At 59.3% G+C, this 24,374-nt stretch carries 21 protein-coding genes and 2 other RNA genes; 9 read left to right on the forward strand and 14 right to left on the reverse strand.

The features are described from left to right. Window positions 1-56: 56 nt before the first annotated feature. The 14 genes from rfaE1 to gyrA all read right to left on the reverse strand — a co-directional run bounded on the left by rfaE1 (window position 57) and on the right by gyrA (window position 16,471). The gene (gene rfaE1, locus JAB6_RS18065; RefSeq protein WP_051991229.1) at window positions 57-1,010 is read right to left on the reverse strand and encodes a D-glycero-beta-D-manno-heptose-7-phosphate kinase; all 954 of its coding nucleotides are present in this window, start codon (window positions 1,008-1,010) and stop codon (window positions 57-59) included. Beyond that, a complete protein-coding gene (locus JAB6_RS18070; protein ID WP_070303966.1) occupies window positions 1,007-2,374 on the reverse strand; it encodes a UDP-glucose/GDP-mannose dehydrogenase family protein in 1,368 nt (455 codons plus the stop codon). The genes rfaE1 and JAB6_RS18070 overlap by 4 nt, the downstream gene beginning before the upstream one ends. 79 nt (window positions 2,375-2,453) lie before the next feature. Further along, window positions 2,454-3,629, reverse strand: coding sequence for a lipopolysaccharide assembly protein LapB (lapB, locus tag JAB6_RS18075; protein ID WP_034751794.1), 1,176 nt, complete (start codon window positions 3,627-3,629; stop codon window positions 2,454-2,456). Window positions 3,630-3,675: 46 nt separating this feature from the next. After that, entirely contained in the window at window positions 3,676-3,978 is a 303-nt protein-coding gene (locus JAB6_RS18080) for a lipopolysaccharide assembly LapA domain-containing protein (RefSeq protein ID WP_034751796.1), read from the reverse strand. A 256-nt stretch (window positions 3,979-4,234) separates the two neighbouring features. Further along, entirely contained in the window at window positions 4,235-4,540 is a 306-nt protein-coding gene (locus JAB6_RS18085; RefSeq protein WP_008446215.1) for an integration host factor subunit beta, read from the reverse strand. Window positions 4,541-4,560: 20 nt separating this feature from the next. Continuing rightward, window positions 4,561-6,273 carry a 30S ribosomal protein S1 gene (rpsA, locus tag JAB6_RS18090; RefSeq protein WP_071650172.1) on the reverse strand — a complete coding sequence of 571 codons (1,713 nt, stop codon included), beginning with the start codon at window positions 6,271-6,273 and terminating at the stop codon, window positions 4,561-4,563. Window positions 6,274-6,391: 118 nt separating this feature from the next. Next, window positions 6,392-7,060 carry a (d)CMP kinase gene (gene cmk, locus JAB6_RS18095; protein ID WP_046682679.1) on the reverse strand — a complete coding sequence of 223 codons (669 nt, stop codon included), beginning with the start codon at window positions 7,058-7,060 and terminating at the stop codon, window positions 6,392-6,394. A gap of 83 nt (window positions 7,061-7,143) precedes the next feature. Then, window positions 7,144-8,499 carry a 3-phosphoshikimate 1-carboxyvinyltransferase gene (gene aroA / locus JAB6_RS18100; RefSeq protein WP_070303967.1) on the reverse strand — a complete coding sequence of 452 codons (1,356 nt, stop codon included), beginning with the start codon at window positions 8,497-8,499 and terminating at the stop codon, window positions 7,144-7,146. A gap of 18 nt (window positions 8,500-8,517) precedes the next feature. Continuing rightward, on the reverse strand, window positions 8,518-9,426 hold the full coding sequence (locus JAB6_RS18105; RefSeq protein ID WP_070303968.1) for a prephenate dehydrogenase/arogenate dehydrogenase family protein: 909 nt from the start codon (window positions 9,424-9,426) through the stop codon (window positions 8,518-8,520). Between the two features lie 4 nt (window positions 9,427-9,430). Then, complete coding sequence (gene hisC / locus JAB6_RS18110; RefSeq protein WP_034751805.1) at window positions 9,431-10,537, reverse strand: histidinol-phosphate transaminase; 1,107 nt, start codon at window positions 10,535-10,537, stop codon at window positions 9,431-9,433. Between the two features lie 149 nt (window positions 10,538-10,686). Then, the gene (gene pheA / locus JAB6_RS18115) at window positions 10,687-11,757 is read right to left on the reverse strand and encodes a prephenate dehydratase (protein ID WP_070303998.1); all 1,071 of its coding nucleotides are present in this window, start codon (window positions 11,755-11,757) and stop codon (window positions 10,687-10,689) included. 179 nt (window positions 11,758-11,936) lie between these two features. Further along, window positions 11,937-13,028 (reverse strand): 3-phosphoserine/phosphohydroxythreonine transaminase, encoded by a 1,092-nt coding sequence (gene serC, locus JAB6_RS18120; protein WP_070303969.1) that lies wholly within the window; start codon window positions 13,026-13,028, stop codon window positions 11,937-11,939. Window positions 13,029-13,056: 28 nt separating this feature from the next. Beyond that, entirely contained in the window at window positions 13,057-13,641 is a 585-nt protein-coding gene (locus JAB6_RS18125; RefSeq protein ID WP_070303970.1) for a DUF2059 domain-containing protein, read from the reverse strand. Window positions 13,642-13,792: 151 nt separating this feature from the next. After that, window positions 13,793-16,471, reverse strand: a complete 2,679-nt coding sequence (gyrA, locus tag JAB6_RS18130) for a DNA gyrase subunit A (RefSeq protein ID WP_070303971.1) — start codon at window positions 16,469-16,471, stop codon at window positions 13,793-13,795. Between the two features lie 138 nt (window positions 16,472-16,609). Between gyrA and JAB6_RS29015 the strand changes: the two genes are divergently transcribed. The 9 genes from JAB6_RS29015 (at window position 16,610) to JAB6_RS28545 (ending at window position 24,348) form a co-directional block, all read left to right on the forward strand. Continuing rightward, window positions 16,610-16,963 carry a hypothetical protein gene (locus tag JAB6_RS29015; protein WP_139143430.1) on the forward strand — a complete coding sequence of 118 codons (354 nt, stop codon included), beginning with the start codon at window positions 16,610-16,612 and terminating at the stop codon, window positions 16,961-16,963. Window positions 16,964-17,127: 164 nt separating this feature from the next. Then, window positions 17,128-17,838, forward strand: coding sequence for an outer membrane protein OmpA (ompA, locus tag JAB6_RS18135; RefSeq protein ID WP_034751810.1), 711 nt, complete (start codon window positions 17,128-17,130; stop codon window positions 17,836-17,838). A 127-nt stretch (window positions 17,839-17,965) separates the two neighbouring features. After that, the gene (ubiG, locus tag JAB6_RS18140) at window positions 17,966-18,661 is read left to right on the forward strand and encodes a bifunctional 2-polyprenyl-6-hydroxyphenol methylase/3-demethylubiquinol 3-O-methyltransferase UbiG (RefSeq protein WP_034751812.1); all 696 of its coding nucleotides are present in this window, start codon (window positions 17,966-17,968) and stop codon (window positions 18,659-18,661) included. Window positions 18,662-18,729: 68 nt separating this feature from the next. Beyond that, entirely contained in the window at window positions 18,730-19,434 is a 705-nt protein-coding gene (locus tag JAB6_RS18145; RefSeq protein ID WP_070303972.1) for an HAD family hydrolase, read from the forward strand. A gap of 312 nt (window positions 19,435-19,746) precedes the next feature. Next, window positions 19,747-20,075: a transfer-messenger RNA gene (gene ssrA, locus JAB6_RS18150) on the forward strand. 167 nt (window positions 20,076-20,242) lie between these two features. Beyond that, window positions 20,243-20,603: a transfer-messenger RNA gene (ssrA, locus tag JAB6_RS18155) on the forward strand. 510 nt (window positions 20,604-21,113) lie between these two features. Next, on the forward strand, window positions 21,114-21,515 hold the full coding sequence (locus JAB6_RS29020; protein ID WP_175444566.1) for a HEPN domain-containing protein: 402 nt from the start codon (window positions 21,114-21,116) through the stop codon (window positions 21,513-21,515). Between the two features lie 2 nt (window positions 21,516-21,517). After that, window positions 21,518-22,885, forward strand: a complete 1,368-nt coding sequence (locus tag JAB6_RS28540; protein ID WP_175444567.1) for an AAA family ATPase — start codon at window positions 21,518-21,520, stop codon at window positions 22,883-22,885. Next, on the forward strand, window positions 22,882-24,348 hold the full coding sequence (locus tag JAB6_RS28545; protein ID WP_083292784.1) for a hypothetical protein: 1,467 nt from the start codon (window positions 22,882-22,884) through the stop codon (window positions 24,346-24,348). Before JAB6_RS28540 ends, JAB6_RS28545 begins: the two co-directional genes overlap by 4 nt. Window positions 24,349-24,374: the final 26 nt, after the last annotated feature.

Consider the following 24,374-nt stretch of genomic DNA (forward strand, 5'->3'; position numbering starts at 1 on the left):
ACCTGCGCCAGATCAAACAGACTGGCGCAGGTGAGATGCGGAATACAGCGGCATAGTTACTGCGGGAACAGCTCGTCGCGGGTGACGGTGGCCGTGCCCAGCTTGCCGACGACGATGCCGCCAGCCCGGTTGGCCGTGCGTACGGCCTCGCCCAGGCCCATGCCGGCGCCCAGCATGGCCGCCATGGTGGCGATCACCGTGTCGCCGGCGCCCGAGACGTCGAACACTTCGCGCGCATCGGTGGGCATGTGCAGCACCTCATCGGCCGTGTACAAGCTCATGCCTTCTTCGGAACGGGTCAGCAGCAAGGCGTCCAGGCCCAGCTGCGCGCGCATCTGCTGCGCGCGTTCCGTGAGTTGCTCTTCCGTGCTCCAGTTGCCGATCACGCGGCGCAGTTCCGATTTATTCGGAGTGAGCACTGACGCTCCCGTATAGCGGCTGAAATCATCGCCTTTCGGGTCGACCATGACGATCTTGCCGGCGGCACGGGCCGCCTTGATCATCTCGGCCACGTTCACCAGGCTGCCCTTGGCGTAGTCCGACAGGATCACCACGTCGTAGTGCGGCAAGAGGGCATTGAACTGCGCCAGCTTGTCGCGCAGCACCGTATCGCTGGGCGCATCCTCGAAATCGATGCGCAGCATCTGCTGCTGGCGGCCGATCACGCGCAGCTTGATGATGGTGGAAATGGCCGCATCGCGCTGCAGATAGCTGTGGATGCCGCCGCCCTCGAGCAGGCGTTCGACCTGGCTGCCGGCCTCGTCGTCGCCGACCACGCCCAGCAAGCTCGTCTTCGCTCCCAGCGCGGCCGCGTTGCGCGCCACGTTGGCAGCACCGCCCAGGCGCTCTTCGCGCTTCTCGATGCGCACGATGGGCACGGGCGCTTCCGGCGAAATACGGCTGACGTCGCCGAACCAGTAGCGGTCCAGCATCACATCGCCCACCACCAGCAGGCGTACCTGGGCCAATGCGGCCGGCGCCGTCAAGGCGACCACCTCTTGGGCGCTCATGCGCGCGTCAGGATCGAGCGACCGATCCCGTGGTATTCGATGCCGTTCTCGGCCATGACGGCCGGCTCGAACAGATTGCGTCCGTCAAAGATCACGGCCTGCTTCAGGCGCGCCTTGACCTGCTCGAAGTCGGGGCTGCGGAAGGCTTTCCATTCGGTCACGATGACCAGCGCATCGGCGTCCTTCAGCGCATCTTTCGAACTGTCGGCAAAGCGCACCTTGGCCAATTGCTCCGGCGTCAAGTCCAGTTGCAGCACGCGGCGCGCTTCGGCCATGGCGACGGGGTCGTATACGGCCACGGTGGCGCCGCGCGCCAGCAAGTCGGCCAGCAGCACGCGGGCCGACGCTTCGCGCATGTCGTCCGTATTCGGCTTGAAGGCCAGTCCCCACACGGCGAAATGCCGGCCCGTCAGATCTTCGCCGAAGCGAGTAACCACTTTGCGTCCCAGCACCTGCTTCTGCTGGTCGTTGACGGCTTCGACGGCGCGCAGGATCAGCAATTCCTGGCCGTGGCCGCGCGCCGTGCGCTCGAGCGCCTGCACGTCTTTCGGGAAGCACGAACCGCCATAGCCGCAACCGGCGTACAGGAAGCTGTAGCCGATGCGCGGGTCGGAGCCGATGCCGTGGCGCACGGCTTCGATGTCGACGCCGACCTTGTCAGCCAGGTTCGCCAGTTCATTCATGAACGAGATGCGCGTGGCCAGCATGGCGTTGGCCGCATACTTCGTGAATTCGGCCGAGCGCACGTCCATCCAGTAAGTGCGTTCGTGGTTGCGGTTGAACGGCGCGTACAGGCTTTTCAGCAATTCGCGCGCGCGCTCGCCTTCCGGCGTGGCGTCAACGCCGATGACGATGCGGTCGGGGCGCATGAAGTCTTCGACGGCCGCGCCTTCCTTGAGGAATTCCGGGTTCGACGCGACCGAGAACGTGGCGGCCACGCCGCGCGCATCGAGTTCGCCCTGGATGGCGGCGCGTACTTTTTCGGCCGTACCGACGGGCACGGTGGACTTGTCGACGATGACCTTGAAGTCCGTCATGTACTTGCCGATGCCGCGCGCGGCGGCCAGCACGTATTGCAGGTCGGCCGAGCCGTCTTCGTCGGGCGGCGTGCCGACGGCGATGAATTGCATCACGCCGTGCGCGGCTGCCGCTTCAATGTCGGTGGAAAAGGTCATGCGCCCGGCGGCGCGGTTGCGCGCCACGACTTCTTCCAGGCCCGGTTCATGGATGGGAATGCCGCCACTGTTGAGCAAGGCGACCTTCTGTGCGTCCAGGTCGAGGCAAAAGACGTCGTTGCCCAGCTCCGCCAGGCAGGCGCCGGTCACGAGGCCAACATAGCCGGTGCCGATAATAGTGATTTTCATGGATGTACCGTATGGATAAAAAGCAGGTCTTACATAGAAGTACACGCCACATTGCTCAGGGCAAGGTGACGTGTACGAATCAGTTCATGACATTGAGTTCTTCGGTGCGGCGTGGTGGGTAAGTCTCCCACTTGTTGCAGCCAGGGCAGTGCCAGTAGAACTGGCGCGCCTTGAAGCCGCAGTGGCTGCACTGGTAGCGGGCCAGCTTCTGCGTGTAGCCGTGCACGAGGTTTTTCACCATCGACAGCTCGGACCAGATCGCGGCCGGCGCATCCATCATGCGCGCTTCCAGCAGTTTATCGAGGCCCAGCAGGGTCGGCGTGCGGCGCAGCTCGGCGCTGACCAGCTGCTTCGCCGCTTCCACGCCGTCGAGCTCGATGACGGCCTTGAAGACGACTTCGATCAGGTCGATCGACGACGCTTCTTCCAGGTAGGAACGCAGCAGGTTGACGCCTTCCTGTGGACGGCCCAGCTTGGTATAGCCATCCATCAGGCGCTGCGCCACCAGGGCCACGTGCGGCACGCTTTGCTGCTCCACGCGGCGCCAGGTGGTCAGCGCGCCTTCCACGTCGCCGCGCGCCAGCAGCACGTCGCCCGTCAGGATGGTGGCGCGCACGCTCTTGCGGTCCGTCTGCAGGGCTTTTTCCAGCAGCGGCATGGCGTCGTCCGGCTTCATGTGCACGAGGGCGTCATGCGCCAGTTCGCAATAGAACTGGGCGATTTCTTTCTGGCGCGCACCGGCGCCCGATTCCTGCAAGCCCACGGCCGCTTCGATGGCACGTGGCCATTCCTTTTCGCGCTGGTAGATTTCCAGCAGCGCGCGGCGCGCCTGGGCCGCATATTGCGTGTCGATCAGGCTGTTGAAGGTTTCTTCGGCACGGTCCAGCAAGCCCGCCTTCAGGTAATCCATGCCCAGCTCGTAGGCGGCGTGGCCCTGCTGTTCCAGCGGCAAGTCCGGGCGCGCCAGTAAGTTCTGGTGCACGCGAATCGCGCGCTCCGTTTCGCCGCGGCGGCGGAACAGATTGCCCAGCGCGAAGTGCATATCGGCCGATTCCGGGTCCAGCTTGACGACTTCGATGAAGGCGTCGATGGCCTTGTCATGCTGCTCGTTGAGCAGGAAATTCAAGCCCTTGAAATAATTGCGCGGCAGGCTGCGCGATTCGGACACCAGTTGATGAATGTCCACGCGCGCGGCGATCCAGCCCAGCGCGAAAAACATCGGGATACCCAATAGCCACCAGAGTTCAAAATCCATGCGATTGTTTTTATTCGAGTAAGAGAGATAGGAGCGACGGCGGCGCTTACTGCGCGCTCACGCTGTCCGGTTGCGGCTGGACATTGCTGGCCACGCCAACGGTCTGCAGCGCGGCAATGGTGGTTTTTTGCTTGGTCGCTTCGCGGCGGTGACGGAACACGGTCGGCGTCAGGGCCAGTACGCCCAGGCTCGCGCCAGCGACAAAAAAGCCCAGCAGCATCAGGACCAGGGGGCCGCGAATTTCATAATTGAGGAAAACATGCAGGTCGACAACCTGCGCATTCTTCAGCGCAAAACTGAAGAACAGGACGAAAAGAACACAGCCAACGATGGTGGAGATGATTTTCATCGATAGGTCCAGAGTGAACAAAAAAATACCAGTGCGACATGGCAAATGGCAAATGGCGCAAACGTAGAGTGCTGATCAAACCGTAGCGAGCGGCAGTGATTTGTGGCCGAGAAGCGCAACCGTACTGAAGTACGGTGAGCATCGCCGGCCGCAAAGCGCGCCGCGCAGTAGGTTTAAGCAGTGCTCTACAGCATATTAACAAAAAAAAGCGGCATCCAAGGACGCCGCTCTTTATTTTCCGCCTTCCAGCAGACGATTAATCCTCGATAATCGGTTGCCCGACCATCGCGTCCACGCGCTCGCGCAACTGTTTGCCCGGCTTGAAGTGGGGTACCCGTTTTTCGGGAACCATCACCTTGTCGCCGGATTTCGGGTTGCGGCCGATGCGCGGGGGCCTGCTGTTCAGGGCAAAACTGCCAAAACCGCGGATCTCGATACGCTGACCGGTCGCCAGGGCGTTGGTCATCGCATCGAGAATGGTCTTGACGGCATACTCCGCATCTTTCGCCACCAGCTGAGAATAACGCTCAGCGAGGCGGTTGATCAGCTCGGACTTTGTCATCTGCCAGTATCCGCGAAGTCTTAGTTCTTGTTATCGAACTTAGCTTTCAACAAGGCGCCCAGGCTGGTGGTGCCCGAAGCTGCGTTGTTGTCGGTAGCTGCCATCTTCTGCATTGCTTCCTGGGTTTCAACGTTGTCTTTCGCTTTGATCGACAGTTGGATACCACGGGCTTTGCGGTCGATGTTCAGCACCATTGCTTCAACGGTGTCGCCGACTTTCAGGTGCGTACCAGCATCTTCAACGCGGTCGCGCGAGATTTCGGAAGCGCGCAGGTAGCCTTCAACTTCTTCGGACAGTTGGATCACGGCGCCTTTAGGCTCAACCGATTTAACGGTACCGGTTACCAGCGAGCCTTTGTCGTTCATGGCTGCGAAGTTGTTGAATGGGTCACCTTCCAGTTGCTTGACGCCCAGGGAAACGCGCTCGCGCTCAACGTCGATGGCCAGAACGATGGCTTCCAGTTCGTCACCTTTCTTGAAGCGACGCACGGCTTCTTCGCCGGTTTCGGTCCAGGACAGGTCGGACAGGTGCACCAGACCGTCGATGTTGCCGGCCAGGCCGATGAACACGCCGAAGTCGGTGATCGATTTGATCGCGCCGCGGACTTTATCGCCCTTCTTGTGGGTAACGCCAAAGTCATCCCAAGGGTTGGCTTTGCACTGTTTCATACCCAGCGAGATACGACGACGCTCTTCGTCGATTTCCAGAACCATCACTTCTACTTCGTCGCCCAGTTGGACAACTTTGTTAGGAGCAACGTTTTTGTTCGTCCAGTCCATTTCGGAAACGTGTACCAGACCTTCGATACCCTGTTCCACTTCAACGAACGCGCCGTAGTCGGTCAGGTTCGTTACTTTACCGAACAGACGGGTGCTTTGTGGGTAACGACGGGACAGACCGGTCCAAGGATCGTCGCCCAGTTGTTTCACGCCCAGCGAAACACGGTTTTTCTCTTGATCGTATTTCAGGACTTTGGCGGTGATTTCCTGGCCAACCGTCAGTACTTCCGACGGGTGACGTACACGGCGCCATGCCAGGTCGGTGATGTGCAGCAGGCCATCGATACCGCCCAGATCCACGAACGCGCCGTAGTCGGTGATATTTTTGACGACGCCGGTCACGACCGTGCCTTCTTTCAGCGTTTCCATCAGTTTCTGACGCTCTTCGCCCATCGAAGCTTCGATGACGGCGCGGCGGGACAGAACCACGTTGTTACGCTTGCGATCCAGCTTGATCACTTTGAATTCGAGGGTTTTGCCTTCGAATGGGGTCGTGTCTTTGACAGGACGGGTATCAACCAGCGAGCCCGGCAGGAATGCGCGGATGCCGTTGGTCAACACGGTCAGACCGCCTTTGACTTTACCATTGACGGTACCGACGACGATTTCGCCCGATTCCATCGCTTTTTCCAGAGCCAGCCACGAAGCCAGACGCTTGGCTTTATCGCGCGACAGGATGGTATCGCCGAAACCGTTTTCCAGCGATTCGATCGCCACGGAAACGAAGTCACCAACTTTGACTTCCAGTTCGCCGTGGTCGTTCTTGAATTCTTCGACAGGGATGAATGCTTCGGATTTGAGGCCAGCGTTCACGATCACGAAATTGTGGTCGAGGCGCACGACTTCAGCGGAAATAACTTCGCCGGAGCGCATATCTTGACGCGACAACGATTCCTCGAAGAGCGCAGCAAAACTTTCCATACCGGTAGATTCGTTAGTTGTAACAGTAGACATAGGGTTCACACAGGTTATCCAGCAGAGATCGCACGATGCGACTTAAACTGGGTTAGGTTTTTGACACACCCGGACAGGCCAGGAGCCGTCAACGGGCACCACATAGCACAACAACACGCTATTTTGCTGCAGCGGCATACCATTTCAACACGGTTTCGACGGCAACATCTGCCGTCATTTCCGACGTATCGAGGACATGCGCCCCTTCCGCAGGGACCAGCGGCGCAATCGCACGGTGAGTATCACGTTCGTCCCGCGCCTGCAAATCCATCAGAAGGTCTTCCATATTAGCAGAAAAACCCTTGTCTATCAATTGCTTGTAGCGCCGTTGCGCGCGCGCCTCGACGCTGGCCGTCAGGAACACCTTCAACTGGGCGTGCGGGAAGATCACCGTGCCCATGTCGCGCCCGTCGGCCACCAGGCCCGGCGTCTTGCGAAAGCCCAGCTGCAAGCTGACCAGGGCCTGGCGCACCGTTGGCAACACGGCAATCTTCGACGCCGTATTGCCCACTTCTTCGGCACGGATCTGCTCGGTGACGTTTTCCTGCGCCAGCAGGATCTCGCCATTGGCAAAGTGACAAGGCAAGTGTTCGGCCAGCTTGGCCAGCGCGTGCTCGTCGCGCAAGTCCGTGCCGCGGCGCAGCGCGCTCAAGGCCGTCAGGCGGTACAGCGCGCCCGAGTCCAGGTAATGAAAGCCCAGCTTGTCGGCCACGCGGTGCGCCACCGTGCCCTTGCCGGAAGCGGTGGGGCCGTCGATGGCGATGACTGGGATGTGGGAGGTCGGCATTATTTTGTCACTTTAAAAAAACTAAACCCAAAAACAAGAGCTGGGGTCAGACCCGACGGGTCTGACCCCAAATTTGCCTTCGGTTAAATAAGACTGTCTTTGGCAATCCCCGCAAACGCGGCGAAATACTCGGGGAAGGTCTTGGCCACGCATTTCGGGTCGTTGATGCGCATCTCGTTGCCGCGGCGCGCGGCGCCATCGAGCGAGGCCAGCGAAAAGCACATGGCCATGCGGTGGTCGTCATACGTGTCGATGGTGGCAGCCTGGATTTCGGCCGGCGGCGTCACGCGCAGGTAGTCCGCGCCCTCTTCCACTTCGGCACCGAGTTTGCGCAACTCCGTGGCCATGGCGGCCAGGCGGTCCGTTTCCTTCACCCGCCAGCTGGCGATATTGCGCAAAGTGCTGGTGCCGTCCGCGTACAGGGCGGCCACGGCGATCGTCATGGCCGCGTCGGGAATGTGGTTGAAATCCATGTCGACGGCTTTCAGCACGCCGTTTGAACGCGCTTCGATCCAGTTCTCGCCCATGGTGATGATCGCGCCCATCTGCTGCAAGGCTTCGACGAAGCGCACGTCGCCCTGGATGCTGTCGCGCCCAACGCCTTCCACGCGCACGGGACCGCCGCCGATGGCGCCGGCCGCCAGGAAATACGAAGCCGACGAAGCGTCGCCCTCCACGTGGATCGTGCCCGGGCTCTGGTATTGCTGGCCCGGCTGCACGGTGAACGACTGCCAGCCGTCATGCTCGACCGTCACGCCGAAACGGCGCATCAGGTTCAGGGTGATCTCGATGTACGGCTTCGAAATCAGCTCGCCCGTCACGTCGATGGTGACAGCATGGTCGCGCGCCATCAGCGGCGCCACCATCAGCAAGGCCGTCAAGAATTGGCTCGACACGTTGCCGCGCACGGCGATGCGCTGCGCGTGGATGTGGCCGCGGCGGATGCGCAGCGGCGGGAAGCCCTGCTCGCCCGTGTATTCGATCTGCGTGCCGACGGCGTTCAGCGCGTCGACCAGGTCGCCGATCGGCCGCTCGTGCATGCGCGATACGCCGTGCAGCGTGTAATCGCCGCCGATGACGGCCAGCGCCGCCGTCAGCGGACGGATGGCCGTGCCGGCGTTGCCCATGAACAGGTCCGCCTCATGGTGCGGGAACACGCCGCCGCAGCCTTCCACGTGGTGCACCTGGTGGGCTGTGGCCGGGTCGCCCGTCAATTCATCCTGCGTCCATTTGACGCCCAGCGACGTCAAGGCCGTCAGCATGACGAAGGTGTCGTCGGAGGCGAGCAGGTCGATAATCTTCGTCGTGCCCTTGGCCAGCGCGGCCAGCAGCAGCACGCGGTTGGAAATGCTTTTCGAGCCGGGCAGGCGCACCGTGCCTTCGGCATGCATCACCGGCTTCAAATCGATATGGTGGGGGTAGTGCTTGGTCTGGGTCATGCTGGAATCCTTGAGTATTTATCGTGTGGGCGCGGCCGGTACTTCCGCCGTTTCAATCGCCTCGATCCATTGCTGCCGCGCGTGCTGGGCGTTCGCGTACACACCCTCGATGGCGGCGCCGTCGTTCGCGGCCAGGTGGGCGCGCAAAGTCGTCAACTGCGCCAGGTAGGCGTCCAGTTCGTGCAGCAGCGCCGGCTGGTTGGCCAGGCTGATGTCGCGCCACATTTCCGGCGATGAACCGGCGATGCGCGTAAAGTCGCGAAAGCCGCTGGCCGCGTATTGGAACAGCAGGCCCGCGTGCGGTTTGTTGGCGATGTCGTCGACCAGCGCAAAGGCCAGCAGATGCGGCAGATGGCTGACGGCGGCAAACACCTTGTCATGTTCTTCGGGGCTCAAGGTGTGCAGGATGGCGCCGCAGGCGCGCCACGCGGCCGCCACCCGTTCCACGTCGTCCGCGGCGTTTTCCGCCAGCGGCGTGAGCACCACTTTCTTGCCTTGATACAGGTCGATGATGGCGGCATCAGGACCATTCGTCTCGCGCCCCGCGATCGGGTGGCCGGGCACGAATTGCCCCACCTTGCCACCGAGCGCCGCGCGCGCGGCCGCCACCACGTCGCTCTTCGTGCTGCCCGCATCGGTCACGATGGTGCCCGGCTGCAGATGCGGCGCGATGGACGTCAAAATAGCGCCCGTCTGCGCCACGGGCGCGGCCAGCAGCACCAGGTCGGCGCCATGCAAGGCTTGCGCCATGTCGCAGCCGATGGCGTCGATGATGCCCAGCTCGAGCGCGCGCGCCATCGAGGCCGGCGAGCGGCCCATGCCGACCACGGTTTGAACCGCGCCCGCGTGTTTCAGGGCGCGCGCGAACGAGCCCCCGATCAGGCCTACGCCAAAGATCACTACCTTGTTCAGTGCAGGCGTCGTCATATCGTCAGGCCAGCGCTTTCGTCAGCGCGGCGATGAAGATGGCGTTTTCCTGCGGCAGGCCGATGGAAATGCGCAGCCATTGCGGCAAGCCGTAGCTGCCGACGGGACGCACGATCACCCCTTGCTTGAGCAGCGCCAGGTTCACGCGCGCGCCCGCTTCATCGTCGTCACCCACCTTCACCAGCACGAAGTTGCCGTGCGATGGCACGTATTCCAGGCCCAATTGCGCAAACGCTTCCGTGAACTGCTGGTAGCCGGCCGCGTTGTTGCGCGCGCTTTGCTCGAGGAAGGCCTTGTCGTTCAGGGCGGCAATCGCGGCGGCCTGCGCCAGCGAGTTGACGTTGAACGGCTGGCGGATGCGGTTCATCAGGTCCGTCAGCACGGGCTGGGCGATGGCAAAGCCGATGCGCAGGCCGGCCAGGCCGTAGGCCTTCGACAGGGTGCGCGACACCACCAGGTTCGGATACTGGCGCACCCACGCCGTCGACTCGTACTGGTCGTCGGCCGACAGGAATTCGTTGTACGCTTCATCCAGCACGACGACGACATGCGCCGGCACTTTTTGCAGGAACGCTTCCAGCTGCGCGGCCGTCAGGAAGGTGCCGGTCGGGTTGTTCGGGTTGGCGATGAAGACCAGACGCGTGTCGTCGGCAATCGCCGCCGCCATCGCGTCCAGGTCATGGCCGTAGGCTTGCGCGGGCACGACGATGTGACGCGCGCCCAGGCCTTGTGTGGCCAGCGCGTACACGGCGAACGAATACTGCGAATACACGACGGATTGGCCATGCTGCACGAACGCGTGCGCGGCGATTTCCAGGATGTCGTTGCTGCCATTGCCCAGGGTGATCCAGTCGGCAGGCACGTCGTAGCGCTTGGACAGCACGGCTTTCAAGTCGAAGCCGTTGGCGTCCGGATAGCGGCCCAGGTCATCGATGGCGGCGATCATCGCCTGCTTCGCCGACTCCGGCATGCCGTACGGGTTTTCATTCGATGCCAGCTTGACGATGGCTGCCTCGTCGAGGCCGAATTCGCGCGCGACTTCCGCGATCGGTTTGCCGCTCTGGTAAGGGGCGATGGCGCGGACGTATTCTGGACCGATATTTTTAGACATGGTGTTCTTTAAAAGTTGGTGAATGAATGGCAGTCAATGGAGGTGGTTTGCTGGGTTACGCTGCGCTAACCCAAGCTACAGCTTACCGTATGTCGGGTAGGCCGGATTAGCGCAGCGTAATCCGACACCACCACAGGCATCAATCGAAGTCACAGACTGACCGGATACGACCCCAGCACCTTGAAAAACGCCGCATTGCTCTGCAGCTCGCCCAGCGCCTGGGCGACGGCGGCGTCATGCACGTGGCCCTCCACGTCGACATAGAAATAATACTCCCAGCTGCCCATGCGCGCCGGGCGCGACTCGAAGCGCGTCATCGACACGCCGTGCTTGGCCAATGGCGCCAGCAACTGGTACACGGCGCCCGCCTTGTTCGGCACGGCCAATACCAGCGAGGTCTGGTCCTTGCCCGACGGCGCCGTCTGCAAGGTGCCCACGACGGCAAAGCGCGTGCGGTTGTGCGGGTCGTCCTGGATATGGCCCTTGACCACGCCCAGCTTGTACTGCGCACCGGCCAGTTCGCTGGCAATCGCCGCCACCGTGCCATCTTCGCCGGCCATGCGGGCCGCCTCGGCGTTCGAGGCCACGGCGTGGCGCGCCACGTGCGGATAATTCTGGTTCAGCCACACCTGGCACTGCGCCAGCGCCTGGGAATGGGCGCAGATGGACGTAACGCCCTCCATATTGCCGCTCTTCGTCATCAGGCTGTGGTGCACGGCGATCGCCACTTCGCCGCTGATGATGAGGCTAGTCTGCAGCATCATGTCCAGCGTGCGGTTGACGGCGCCTTCCGAGGAATTCTCGATCGGCACGACGCCGAAGTCCGCCGTGCCCGCCTCGGCGGAACGGAATACCTCGTCGATGGACGCGCACGGCAAGCCTTCGACGGCGCTGCCGAACTGCTGATACACGGCCTGTTCGCTGAAGGTGCCGGCCGGGCCCAGATACGCCACGGTCACGCGCTTTTCCAGCGAGCGGCAGGACGACATGATTTCACGGAAGATGGTCTGCACTTCGCGGTCGCCCATGGGGCCGGGATTGCGCTCGGCCACGCCGCGCAGCACCTGCGCTTCGCGCTCGGGACGGAACACGGGCGCCTGCGTTTCGGCCTTCACGTGGCCTACTTCCTGGGCGATTTGCGCGCGGCGGTTCAGCAGTTCGAGGATTTGCGCGTCGATCGCATCGATCTGTTCGCGCAGCGGTTTCAATTTATCGGTCATGGTGGTTTGTTTCGTCAGCTGTACTTCAATCATGGCCGCACGGCCTGCGCCGGCGGCGGGCCGGCGCGCTTGCTCATGAGAATGCCGGACAAAATGATCAGGGCTAGGCGCGTTGCCGCTGGCAGTACGAATGTACGACAAGGCAATGCAACAACGCCCTGGACTTTTTGGCAGGCATTCTAGCGTCCGGCAAACTCGTTCAAATAATTGACTAAGGCTTGCACGCCTTCGATCGGCATCGCGTTATAGATCGATGCACGCATGCCGCCGACGGACTTGTGGCCCTTCAGTTGCAGCAGGCCGCGCTGCTTGGCGCCAGCCAGGAATGCGTCGTTCAGACTTTCATCGCGCAGATAGAACGGGATGGTCATGCGCGAGCGGTATGCGGGCTCGACCCGGTTCTGGTAGAAGTCGTCCGCATCGAGCGCTGCGTACAGCAGAGCCGCTTTCTCAATATTACGCTGTTCCATGGCCGCAACGCCACCCTGGCGTTTGAGCCACTGGAAAACCAGGCCGGCAATATAGATGCCGTAGGTGGGCGGCGTGTTGTACATCGACTCATGTTCGGCCACGACGGTCCAGTCGAAAGCGGACGGGCAGATCGGCAGCGCCTTGCCCAGCAAGTCTTCGCGCACGATGACCAGGGTCAGGCCGGCCGGGCCGATATTTTTCTGCGCGCCGCCGAAAATGACGCCATATTGCGACACGTCGATCACGCGCGACAGGATGTGCGAGGACATGTCGGCCACGATGGTGGTCCCTGCCGGCACGTTCGGCGCCTGCTGGAATTCCACGCCGTCGATGGTTTCATTGGTGCAGATGTGCAGGTAGGCGGCGCCTGGCGTCAGCTTCCATTCGGAGACGGGCGGCACGCCCGCGAAATGGGCGGCCTTGGACGACGCGGCCACGTTGACGTTAGCGTACTTGGCCGCTTCCTGGATCGACTTGCCCGACCACGAACCCGTATGCACGAAGTCGACGGTGGCCGGCTGCTGCGCGGCCAGGCCCGCCAGGTTCATCGGGATGATGGCGTTTTCGCCCAGGCCACCGCCCTGCAGGAACAGGATCTTGTAGTTATCGGGCACGGCCAGCAGTTCGCGCAGATCGGCCACGGCCTGCTTGTAAATGGAGATGAATTCGGGACCACGGTGGCTCATTTCCATCACCGACATGCCACTGCCATGCCAGTCCTGCATCTCGGCGGCCGCTTGCGCCAGCACCTCCTTGGGCAGGACGGCGGGGCCGGCTGAAAAATTGTAGATATGGGTCACGATACGATCCTTGGCAAAAATGAAAATCTTATTGGGGCGACTGCGTGGCCGCCCGCATGACCTGGTCAAGCACGGCATTCACGCGGGGGATCAGCACGCGCTGGCTGATGGCCATCGATTCGGCGGACAGTTGCGGCATGGTGGCCAGCATCTTGCGGCCCAGCGGCGTCTTGTAGAAGGCCGTCAGCTGCTCGACTTCCTGCACCGTGTAAAAGCGCGCGTACAGGGGCACCATTTCGTCGCCCAGCTCGTCGATCAGGGTCGGGTCGGCCAGTACCTGCGTCAGGGTGGCGATGGCCAGGGGGATTTCTTCCTCGGCGCTGGCCAGCGCGCGCGCCTTGCGCTGCTCGTCCAGTTTCGGGTTGGTGTTGATTTGCTGCTGCGCCGACTGGCGGATCATGGCGGGCACCGATTGCAGCATCTGGTCGAAGATGCTGCGCGTCAGTTGCGGGAACTGCATCGCGTCGAGCATGCGCCGCACGGCTACTTTCATGGCGGGGCTGGGCGCCGCCTGGCGCGCGGGCGTGGCTTGCGTGCTCTGGGCCAGGGCCGGCAGGGTCGCGAGGAAGGCCAGCGAGAACGCGGCGAAGAAGGTGGCGACGATTTTTCTCATGGCGTGCGGGGTCTTGAATGACTGGTAAAAGGGTGGCGGCCGGAAGACCTGTCGGCTTACGCCCGACGGGCTAAGCCGACCTACGCAATTCTGCTGGCGGCATAAGCACGCGCCAATAGCAATTGGGGCTCCCGAAAGAGCCCCAATCATCTTACTCCGGCTGTGCCGGATCGACAGGATCGGCTGGGTCAGCCGCCGCCGGCGCAGGCGCGGCGTCCGCCTCCGTCGTCAGCTCGACTTCGTCGATATCCGTTTCCACCACGCGCTGCAGGCCGGACAGCTTGGTGCCGTCCTCCACGGCGATCAGGGTCACGCCCTGCGTCGCGCGGCCCATCTCGCGGATTTCCGACACGCGGGTGCGGATCAAGACGCCACCGGTGGTGATCAGCATGATTTCATCGCTGGTATCGACCAGGGTCGCGGCAACCACTTTACCGTTGCGCTCACTGGTCTGGATGGCAATCATGCCTTTCGTGCCACGGCCATGGCGCGTGTACTCGGTGATCGGCGTACGCTTGCCGTAACCGTTTTCCGTTGCCGTCAGCACCGACTGCTGCTCGTTCTCGGCCACCAGCAGGGCGATCACGTGCTGGCCTTCTTCCAGGTTCATGCCGCGCACGCCGCGCGCCGTACGGCCCATCGGACGCACATCGTTTTCGTCGAAGCGCACTGCCTTGCCCGAATCGGAGAACAGCATCACGTCGTGCTGGCCGTCGGTCAGCGCCGCGCCGATCAGGAAGTCGCCGTCGTCCAGGTCGACCGCGATGATGCCGGCCTTGCGTGGATTGCTGAAGTCCTTCAGCGGCGTCTTCTTGACGGTGCCCAGGCTGGTCGACATGAAGACGTAATGGTCTTCCGGGAACGTGCGGTTCTCGCCCGACAGCGGCAGGATCACGGTGATCTTTTCGTTGTCCTGCAGCGGGAACATGTTGACGATCGGCTTGCCGCGCGAATTGCGCGAGCCTTGCGGCACTTCCCACACCTTCAGCCAGTACATGCGGCCACGATCCGAGAAGCACAGGATGTAGTCGTGCGTATTGGCGATGAACAGCTGGTCGATCCAGTCTTCCTCTTTCGTCGCCATCGCCTGCTTGCCGCGGCCGCCGCGCTTCTGCGCGCGGTATTCGGTGATCGGCTGGGCCTTCATGTAGCCGGTGTGCGACAGGGTCACGACCATGTCCTGCGGTGTGATCAGATCTTCCGTTTCCAGGTCGGTCGCATTCAACTCGATCTGCGAGCGGCGCACGTCCTTGTTGCCTGCGCCGTATTCGTTCTTCGCGGCCGTCATTTCATCGGTGATGATGACGGTGACGCGTTCCGGCTTGGCCAGGATGTCGAGCAAGTCGGCGATATGTTCCATCACGTCCTTGTACTCGTTGACGATCTTGTCCTGTTCCAGGCCGGTCAGGCGCTGCAGGCGCATCTGCAAAATTTCCTGCGCCTGGTCGTCCGACAGCTTGTACAGGCCATCCGTCTGCATGCCGTAGTGCTTCGGCAGGTTTTCCGGACGGTAGGCGTCCACGCCGCCCGGCGTCGTGCCGTCGCCCGTGCGGGCCAGCATTTCGCGCACGACGGACGAATCCCAGGCCTTGGCCATCAGCTCGACCTTGGCGATCGGCGGCGTCGGCGCGGCCTTGATGATGGCGATGAAGTCATCGATGTTGGCCAGCGCGACCGCCAGGCCTTCGAGCACGTGGCCGCGTTCGCGCGCCTTGCGCAGTTCGAACACGGTACGGCGCGTCACCACTTCGCGGCGGTGCGACAGGAAGCATTGCAGCATCTGCTTGAGGTTCAGCAGCTTGGGCTGGCCATCGACCAGTGCCACCATGTTCATGCCGAAGGTGTCCTGCAACTGGGTCTGCTTGTACAGGTTGTTCAGCACCACTTCCGGCACTTCGCCCCGTTTCAGCTCGATCACCACGCGCATGCCCGACTTGTCGGATTCGTCGCGGATGTCGGAAATGCCGTCGAGCTTCTTGTCGCGCACGTTTTCAGCGATGCGTTCCAGCAAGGATTTCTTGTTGACCTGGAATGGCAGCTCGTCGACGATGATGGCGATGCGGCCGCCATCCTTGCCGTATTCTTCGAAGTGGGTCTTGGCGCGCATGACGACGCGGCCACGGCCCGTGCGGTAGCCGTCGCGCACGCCGGACACGCCATAGATGATGCCGGCCGTCGGGAAGTCCGGCGCCGGGATCAGCTCGATCAATTCATCGATCGTGCACTCGGGATTGCGCAGCACGTGCAGCGCGCCGTCGATGACTTCGGTGATGTTATGTGGCGGAATGTTCGTCGCCATGCCGACCGCGATACCGGACGAGCCATTGATCAGCAGATTCGGGATACGCGTCGGCAAGACCGTCGGTTCCTTTTCCTTGCCATCGTAGTTGGGCTGGAAGTCGACGGTATCCTTGTCGATATCGGCCAGCAGCTCGCTGGCGATCTTGTCCAGGCGGCACTCGGTGTAACGCATTGCCGCGGCGCCGTCGCCGTCGACGGAACCGAAGTTGCCCTGGCCATCGACGAGCATGTAGCGCAGCGAAAAATCTTGCGCCATGCGCACCAGTGTGTCGTAGATCGAGGCATCGCCGTGGGGATGGTATTTACCCATGGTTTCGCCGACCACGCGGGCGCACTTGACGTAAGGGCGGTTCCACACGTTATTCATTTCATGCATCGCGAACAAGACGCGGCGGTGCACTGGCTTCAAGCCATCGCGCGCATCGGGCAAGGCGCGACCGACGATCACGCTCATGGCGTAATCGAGGTAGCTCTTGCGCATCTCTTCTTCGAGGGAAATAGGAATTGTTTCTTTTGCGAATTGATCCATTGGCGGTTCGACTGATCTCAGGCTGTGGTTAACTTATCTGTTACGCAATGTATGACGCAATACTGCATATCCTGGGTGGCTGTCGTCGTGGACGCCGCGCCGCGCGCTACTGGCGTGGCCCGGCTTCCATGTCGCAGAGTGCCAGAACAAATCGGCGGGCTGGCGGCGCGGCCAGTACGCGTACCGCAAGGGTACGTGCTGGCCATGCAGTGCCGCCGTGGGCATTTGCTCGACACTCTTAACAGTCAAGCGCACGATTTTAGCATGCGCGCCCAGCTACCTGTACAAATTGGCCATACCGGCAAGATTGGCAGTTTGCATCGGAGCCGTGCATGTTGCCCTGTCGATAATGCACAATGGCAATGTCAGTTCAAGACATCTGCCCTTAAAAGAGGCAAAAAAAGCGATCAATTGTTACAGATGCGTTACAAATGGGCATTTTCGTTGCGCAAAAACAACGCACGGTCTAAAATCGGGCAGGCTTTGATTTAACCACGGTCGTGTGCCCCTGATGCGTGTGGCAAAATGACTGGGAAGTTAATTGCTAGTTTCGCAATCTGAAACGAGCGCATATGGTCTACATGATAAAATCTTGGCACGTAGCACCAGTAGCGCAGTGTTGTTCTGCGGATATCACCCCCCGAAAGGAAAAAAGAATGAATAAATTTGTAACGCTGTTTTTCGCTGCATCCGCAGTGATTGCTGGCTCGGCTTCGGCCCAAACCCCAACCTCCCCACCATTCGCGCCAGTTACCACTGACATCAAAGCACCAAGCCCAAAAAGCGCTTATGTGCAAGATGCTCGCGGCGTAATCGTGCGTGACCCATTCGGCCTGTGCTGGCGTACCGGCTACTGGACACCTGCTGACGCAGTGCCAGGTTGCGACGTACCACTGTGCGTAGAGCCAGAAACCCTGCAAGACGGCAAATGCGTGGCTCCTCCAGCACCAGTCGTACCTGCTCCAGCACCAGCACCAGTCGTGCCAGTGCCAGTCGTAGTTGCTCCTACCTCGGAAAAAGTCAGCTTCGCTGCTGATGCATTCTTCGATTTCGACAAAGCTACGCTGAAGCCAGAAGGCAAGTCCAAGCTGGACGAGCTGGCCGCACAACTGGGTGGCATCAACCTGGAAGTCATCATCGCTGTGGGTCACACCGACTCCGTCGGCACCGATGCTTACAACCAAAAACTGTCGGTACGTCGTGCTGATGCTGTCAAAGCCTACCTGGTCAACAAAGGCGTTGAAAGCAACCGCGTGTACACCGAAGGCAAAGGCGAAAAACAACCTGTTGCTGATAACAAAACTGCCGAAGGCCGTGCGAAAAACCGTCGCGTGGAAATCGAAGTTGTTGGTACCCGCAACAAGTAATTGCTGAACCCCTGGACTTGCCGCAAGTCATCGCGCAAGTCAAGAACAGCATGAAAAACCCCGCTACGGCGGGGTTTTTTTTCGTCCGTGGCTGCCCAATTGTAAAATTGCCGCTATTATTCGACCTATGAACGCCGACCCTCTCGAAATCCAAAAATTCAGTGAGCTGGCCCACCGCTGGTGGGACCCCACTTCCGAGTTTCGTCCCCTGCACGAAATTAACCCCCTGCGCCTGGAATGGATCAACGCGAAAGTGCCGCTGGCCGGCAAGCGCGTGATCGACATCGGCTGCGGCGGCGGCATCCTGGCCGAATCGATGGCCCGCAAGGGTGCCGACGTGACGGGCATCGACCTGTCCGACAAGGCCTTGAAAGTGGCCGACCTGCACAGCCTGGAATCAGGCGCCAAGGTACGCTACAAGCTGATCGCCGCAGAAGCCATGGCCGAGGAAGAGCCGGGCCAGTACGACGTCGTGACGTGCATGGAAATGCTCGAGCACGTGCCGGACCCCGCCGCCATCGTCAAGGCTTGCGCCGCGCTGGTCAAACCGGGCGGCCACGTCTTCCTGTCGACCCTGAACCGCAACCCGAAAGCGTATCTGTTCGCCATCTTGGGCGCCGAATACCTGCTGCGTCTGCTGCCGAAAGGCACGCACGACTATGACAAATTCATCACCCCGGCCGAGCTGTCGCAATACCTGCGCAGCGCCGGCTTGGACGTCAACAGCATGCGCGGCATGGGCTACAATCCGCTGACCAAGATTTACTCACTTAATAGCGATACCAGCGTCAATTACCTGGTGGCCTGCACCCGGCCGCTGTAACAATCACGCACAATACAAGGCGGCTGCGGCCGCCATTTTTCATTCCCACTTGACACACTTTGCCCGCCATGATCACTGACCATCTGCCAGCCCCGCGCGCCATCCTGTTCGACCTCGACGGCACCCTGGCCGACACCGCGCCCGACCTGGCGGCGGCCATCAACCTGCTGCGCGCGCGCGCCGGCCTGGCGCCGACCCCGTATGACATCCTGCGCCCCACGGCCTCGGCCGGCGCGCGCGGCATGATAGGCGCGTCGTATGGGATAGCTCCTGGCGAAAGCGGCTACGAAGCCCTGAAAGACGGTTTCCTGAACAATTACGAAGCGGCCCTGGCCGTGGAAAGCCGTTTATTCGACGGCATCCCCGCCATGCTGGAAGGCTTGACCGCTCTGGGCCTGGCCTGGGGCGTCGTCACCAACAAGGCCGCCCGCTTCACGGACCCGCTGGTCGGCCAGATCGGCCTGGGCGCCGCCGGCTGCGTGATCTCTGGCGACACCATGCCCCACCCGAAACCGCACCCCGCCCCCCTGCTGGAAGCGGCCCGCCGCCTGGATCTGGCGCCGGAAGACTGCTGGTACGTGGGCGACGACCTGCGCGACATCCATGCCGGCCGCGCCGCCGGCATGCGCACGGTCGCCTGCGCCTGGGGCTACTGCGGCGCCGTCGAGCCGCAGCACTGGAACGCCGACCATTTGCTCGATACGCCGCTGGCCTTGCTGGAGCTGGTGACTGGCGTGGTGAAGGCGGCGCAAGAGCGGCAGTTGGCGGCTTGAGGCTTACTTCTGAAAACTCACGCACGCCACAAACACCTGTTTCGACCAGCAACAAAAATCCGGGGTCAGACCCGCCGGGGGAATACGCCCCAATGGGGGCGTATTCCAATCGCGAAGCGACTGACCCCAGCACTTACCTGTAGGGTGGTACAACTGTCTGTGGAGTGCTTGCGGATGCGCGGCTTGCGCCTGCCAGCACAAGCCCCTCCAATTCGTCTGGCTCAAGCGATTCAAAGCTGCCTCGCTCCTTACCGCGAATGCACCATGCAAGAGTGGGCAGATTGCGCTACACAGAAGCTTCCGTGGGGACGACCTGGTTTCGACGTGGGTTGCGAAGCAGCGCAGGACATACCGAGGGCGGGCTACCTCGTAAATACAAGCTGAAAAAACTTAACTGCAAACGATAACTCGTACGCACTGGCAGCTTGATCGCAGTTAGCTCCAGAACACCTCGTCCCTGGGGTGGGCCGTCAAAAGCTCCAGAGTCACCACAGAGCTCGTCTGATGCTGGGTTATTTGGTGTCCGACTAAATAATAGGTAACTCGCTTGCTCATAGCCTGCACATCCGTGCTGGCTGAGTCAAATTAAATGATAGTGCCAAGTATGTAGAACTGTCTGTAGAGTGCTTGCGGACGCGGGGGTTGTGCGGGACTTCGGCGGGCACAGCCCGGCGCCGCACAACCGGCTTGCGCCTGCCGGCGCAAGCCTCTCCGATTCGTCTGACTCAAGCGATTCGAAGATGCCTCGTTCCTTACCGCGAATGCACCAAGCAAGAGTGGGCAGATTGCGCTACAATGAAGGTTCTGTGGGGACGACCTGGTTTCGACGTGGGTTGCAAAGCAGCGCAGGGCATACCGAGGGCGGGCTACCTCGTAAATACAACCTGAAAAAACTTAACTGCAAACGATAACTCGTACGCACTGGCAGCTTAATCGCTGTTAGCTCTAGAACACCTCGTCCCTGGGGTGGGCCGTCAAAAGCTCTAGAGTCATTTACAGGGACTCGTCGTATGCTGGGTTACTTAGCGTCCGACTAAATAATAGGTAACTCGCTTGCCCATAACGTGCACATCCGTGCTGGCTGAGTTAAATTAAATGATAGTGCTAAGTATGTAGAACTGTCTGTGGAGTGCTTGCGGACGCGGGTTCGATTCCCGCCGTCTCCACCACCGAATAAATAAAAAGGGCTTCCCCGTTTTGGCGGGGAGGCCCTTTTTATTTATTCCATGCATGCAGAACGCGGGCATCGAATCCGCGTCCGGTACGGGCGCGGGGGTTTTGCGGGGCCTTCGGCGAGCGCAGCTCGGCGCCGCAAAACCGGGTTACGCTTGCAAGCGCAACCCTCTCCGATTCCTCTGGCTAGCTTTTGCGCCGCAGGCGGTTTTCCCTAACGGCAATATCGACTGCTCAGGCCGTGTACGAATGCCGGACCTGACCCTCGCTCCCTCGTAGAGCGGGAAAAAGTTCATTTGAACAACGGCAGGAAATATTTGCCTACTTCGACGTCTTGTGAGCAGCCATACGCTAAAATAACAATATTTTTGAGAGTGTCAGTTCCAACGGTTTTCGTGCACATGAAGTGTGGTGCCTATTGCTTGAGCGTGAGACAGCTGGCATGTTCATTGATGCAAGTGAGCTCGTTAGAACCTTGCAAGCTACTGTGTTCGAAAGTTTTGTTAATGGCCTTTCCTCCGAATTTGCAACGCTCTGCCCACCGTCATCTGGAAGCGGCGGAGGAACTTTCCTCCGGTTCACGAACCGACGTAGCTGGCTACCTTTATGGAATTGCGGCGGAATGCGCAGTGAAAGCAATGATGATAGATGCAGGTATAAGGCCTCTTGAACCTTCCGAACGTCGAAACGATCCCTTCTATCTGCACTTTCCTGAACTGCGCACCCAACTACGAGATACGCTAAGCGGAAGGCGAAGTTCGCCGCTTTTGAAGTTTATAGATAGCGACCGCTTCATGAGTAATTGGTCCACTTTGATGCGCTATTCTCATGGCAGCGAAATTCAGCCGCAATGGGTCAAGAGCTGGGCGGAGCAAGCACGTCAGGCTGTTGCGGCGATGGGAACCTAATAATGAATAATGTTCGATTTGACGAAAGTCTTCCAATTTTAGTAAACGCGGTTATAGAACTGTTTGATGAGCAGACTATGGTCGACGGGCTTGTACTCCGCGATACCACAGGGAAACTTGCATTCTTTTTCAATTCAGCCAGGCCTGAAACGGATGTGAAGAAACTTTCCGTTCGACTGCGGGCAGACCTATGTGCGTATGCACGAACGGATCGCGTTGCCGCAGATATCGATGACTATGGGGTAGCGGCACTCTTCAAGGAAGCGCCACTCCACGTCAGCGTAGCGACAATCTCGGTGAAGGTTATTGATCGGAGATTAGTAGGTGCGGACTGGTTGCGCCCTCCTGAAATGCCCGCCGCTCCACCGTCGCGATTCGTTTTTGCTAGCCTTAAAGGAGGGGTAGGCCGTACAACTACATTAGCGGTCGTAGCTGCCGACTTGGCGGCTCAGGGAAAACGTGTTTTAGCGATAGATCTTGATATGGAAGCCCCAGGTCTAGGTGCGATACTCCTTGACTCTGGGACTACACCAGATTTTGGGATGATAGATGCAATGGTTGAAAGTGGTGTGTCTAAGCTAGACGATGAATTTATGGCTGATATGGTTGGCCCCTCTTCCCTAGCGGACCGTCATGGAAGAATTGACGTTATTCCTGCTTTTGGTCGGCGTTCTTTAGATAATCCTGGCGACGTCCTATCTAAAATTGCTAGGGCATATGCAGAGAAAATTAATGAGGATGGTACAACGTCTACGATCCTAGATGAGGTAAAAGGCATTGTTGATTACTTTAGTGATCTAACTAGATATGACGTAATTTTAATAGATGCACGCGCTGGACTTCATGAAACTACTGCCTCGGCAATTTTGGGTTTGGGTGCCCATGTACTCCTCTTTGGTCTAGATGAACCTCAAACTTTCCAAGGCTATACTGCATTACTTAGTCATTTGAGTCGGATTAGCATCAAAGACGGCGGTGACTCGCAATGGATTAATTCTATTTCAATGGTGCAAGGTAAGGCTTCTGATGATGCCTCGGAGAGACTGTCCTTTGTAGAAAATTGTCAGGATTTGTTTATCAAATCCGACTTGATTGCTCCACGCAAGACGTCGAGTAATGAGGTTCCAATACCAGCCGGCCCCTTTAATGATGTCCCGTGGGAAGATGAAGATGCCGTTGAAGAAATTGAAGTAGACGATGAGGTTAAGGCTGTAGATGTAACCTATGTATTGCACGATGAACAGTTCCGCTTATTTAACCCCAATGCTCGAAGAGACTTGCTTTCACTTCCCGTGTACACCAAAGCTTATGAAGCTGTTTTAAAGAAGATTGAGACGGTAATGTTGAATGATGTCGGAGGTGTTGTTTGAATATTGAACCGAAGGATTTTCGAGCAATTCGTTCTGCTATAGCTGAGATCCCCGCAGACGTATCTAACGATGCAGTGGGAGCCTACGTGCCTCGATTGGAGGACATGTACGCACCCGAAAACCATGCCGCAGCCCTTGATCCCGCTACTCCTATTGTTGTGGGGCCTCGTGGGGCGGGAAAAAGTTTTTGGTCCGGGGTGCTTGGGCAAGATGATACGCGCCAAGTTGCAGCGAAAGCATATCCTCGGTTAGGGCTTGATGCCATAGACGTAAAATTTGGATTTACCGGAGTTGGCGGCGCTAATGGGATAGGTGTAGACGCATTGAATGGCAGTATTCCGTCTAATGCCGACGCATCTGTAGCGAAACTATTTTGGTGGGCGACTATCTTACGCGCCGCCCAAGATGCGACCGGGAAAGCAAAGTCTAAACTATCGTCGTTGATGGAATTGTGTTCGGACTGGGAGGATCGTGAAAAGGAACTTAGTCGATACGAAAGGCAATTTCGTAAGGATGGTGTTACTTTACTAATTGTCTACGATGCATTGGACGTTATGGCAACCAGTTGGCCTCGTCGCAGGATGTTAACTGAGGCATTGTTAGAGGTGGTTTGGGCAATGCGGGCGTATCGCGGCATTAAACTCAAGTTGTTCCTGCGTCCAGATCAGATTGATGATGACGGCCTCAGGTTTGTCGAGTTGCCAAAGCTTCGTACTGGTGCAGTTCGACTTGTATGGTCTCGCCGAGATTTGTACGGGCTTCTGTTTTCGAGATTAGCTCGTACCAAAGTGACTTCCGCTAATCAATCTTTTAGAAAACTTTTGCGAGAAGAATCGGTTGCTTTGCCGACTACAAGTTCCATTTTGACGCGACGTTGGCCACTAAGTTTTGACGAAGTTAGTCAAGCAACGATTATGCAAAGGCTAGCCGGAGCATATATGGCTGATGGTCAGTATGGATTTAAAAAAGGAAAGACATACGACTGGCCCGCTGTGCATTTGTCTGATGCATTTGATGAGGTTACGCCACGAAGTTTTTTGGGCTTGATGATTTCCGCTGCGAAGCACGGAAATCCTCCTGATGACAGATCAATAACAGCTGACGGAATTCGACATGGATTAAGGGCTGCATCCAAGACGCGAGTTGATCAACTTCATCAAGAATTTCCTTGGATTAAGGGAGTCCTAGCTCCCTTAGCTGGGTTGCTTTTGCCTCAAGATGAGGTTGAAGTTTTCAGAGTTTGGAAAATTGCGAAAACCTTACAGCAGCTGGTCTTAGATTCAGTAGAGCATAACTACTTGCCACCGTTTCCAGCTGGAACTAAGGCTACGGAAAAAGATTTGTTTCTTGCTTTGGAACGAATTGGCGTTATGTTTCGACGAAAGGATGAACGGTTAGATATGCCGGACTTATTTAGAGTAGCGGCAAGATTGTTGAAAAAGGGCGGCACGACGCCAGTGTAGTCCTATGACGCCTTACCCATTTCAAT

It is taken from the genome of Janthinobacterium sp. HH104, assembly GCF_001758715.1.
GTDB classification, from domain to species: domain Bacteria; phylum Pseudomonadota; class Gammaproteobacteria; order Burkholderiales; family Burkholderiaceae_D; genus Janthinobacterium; species Janthinobacterium aestuarii.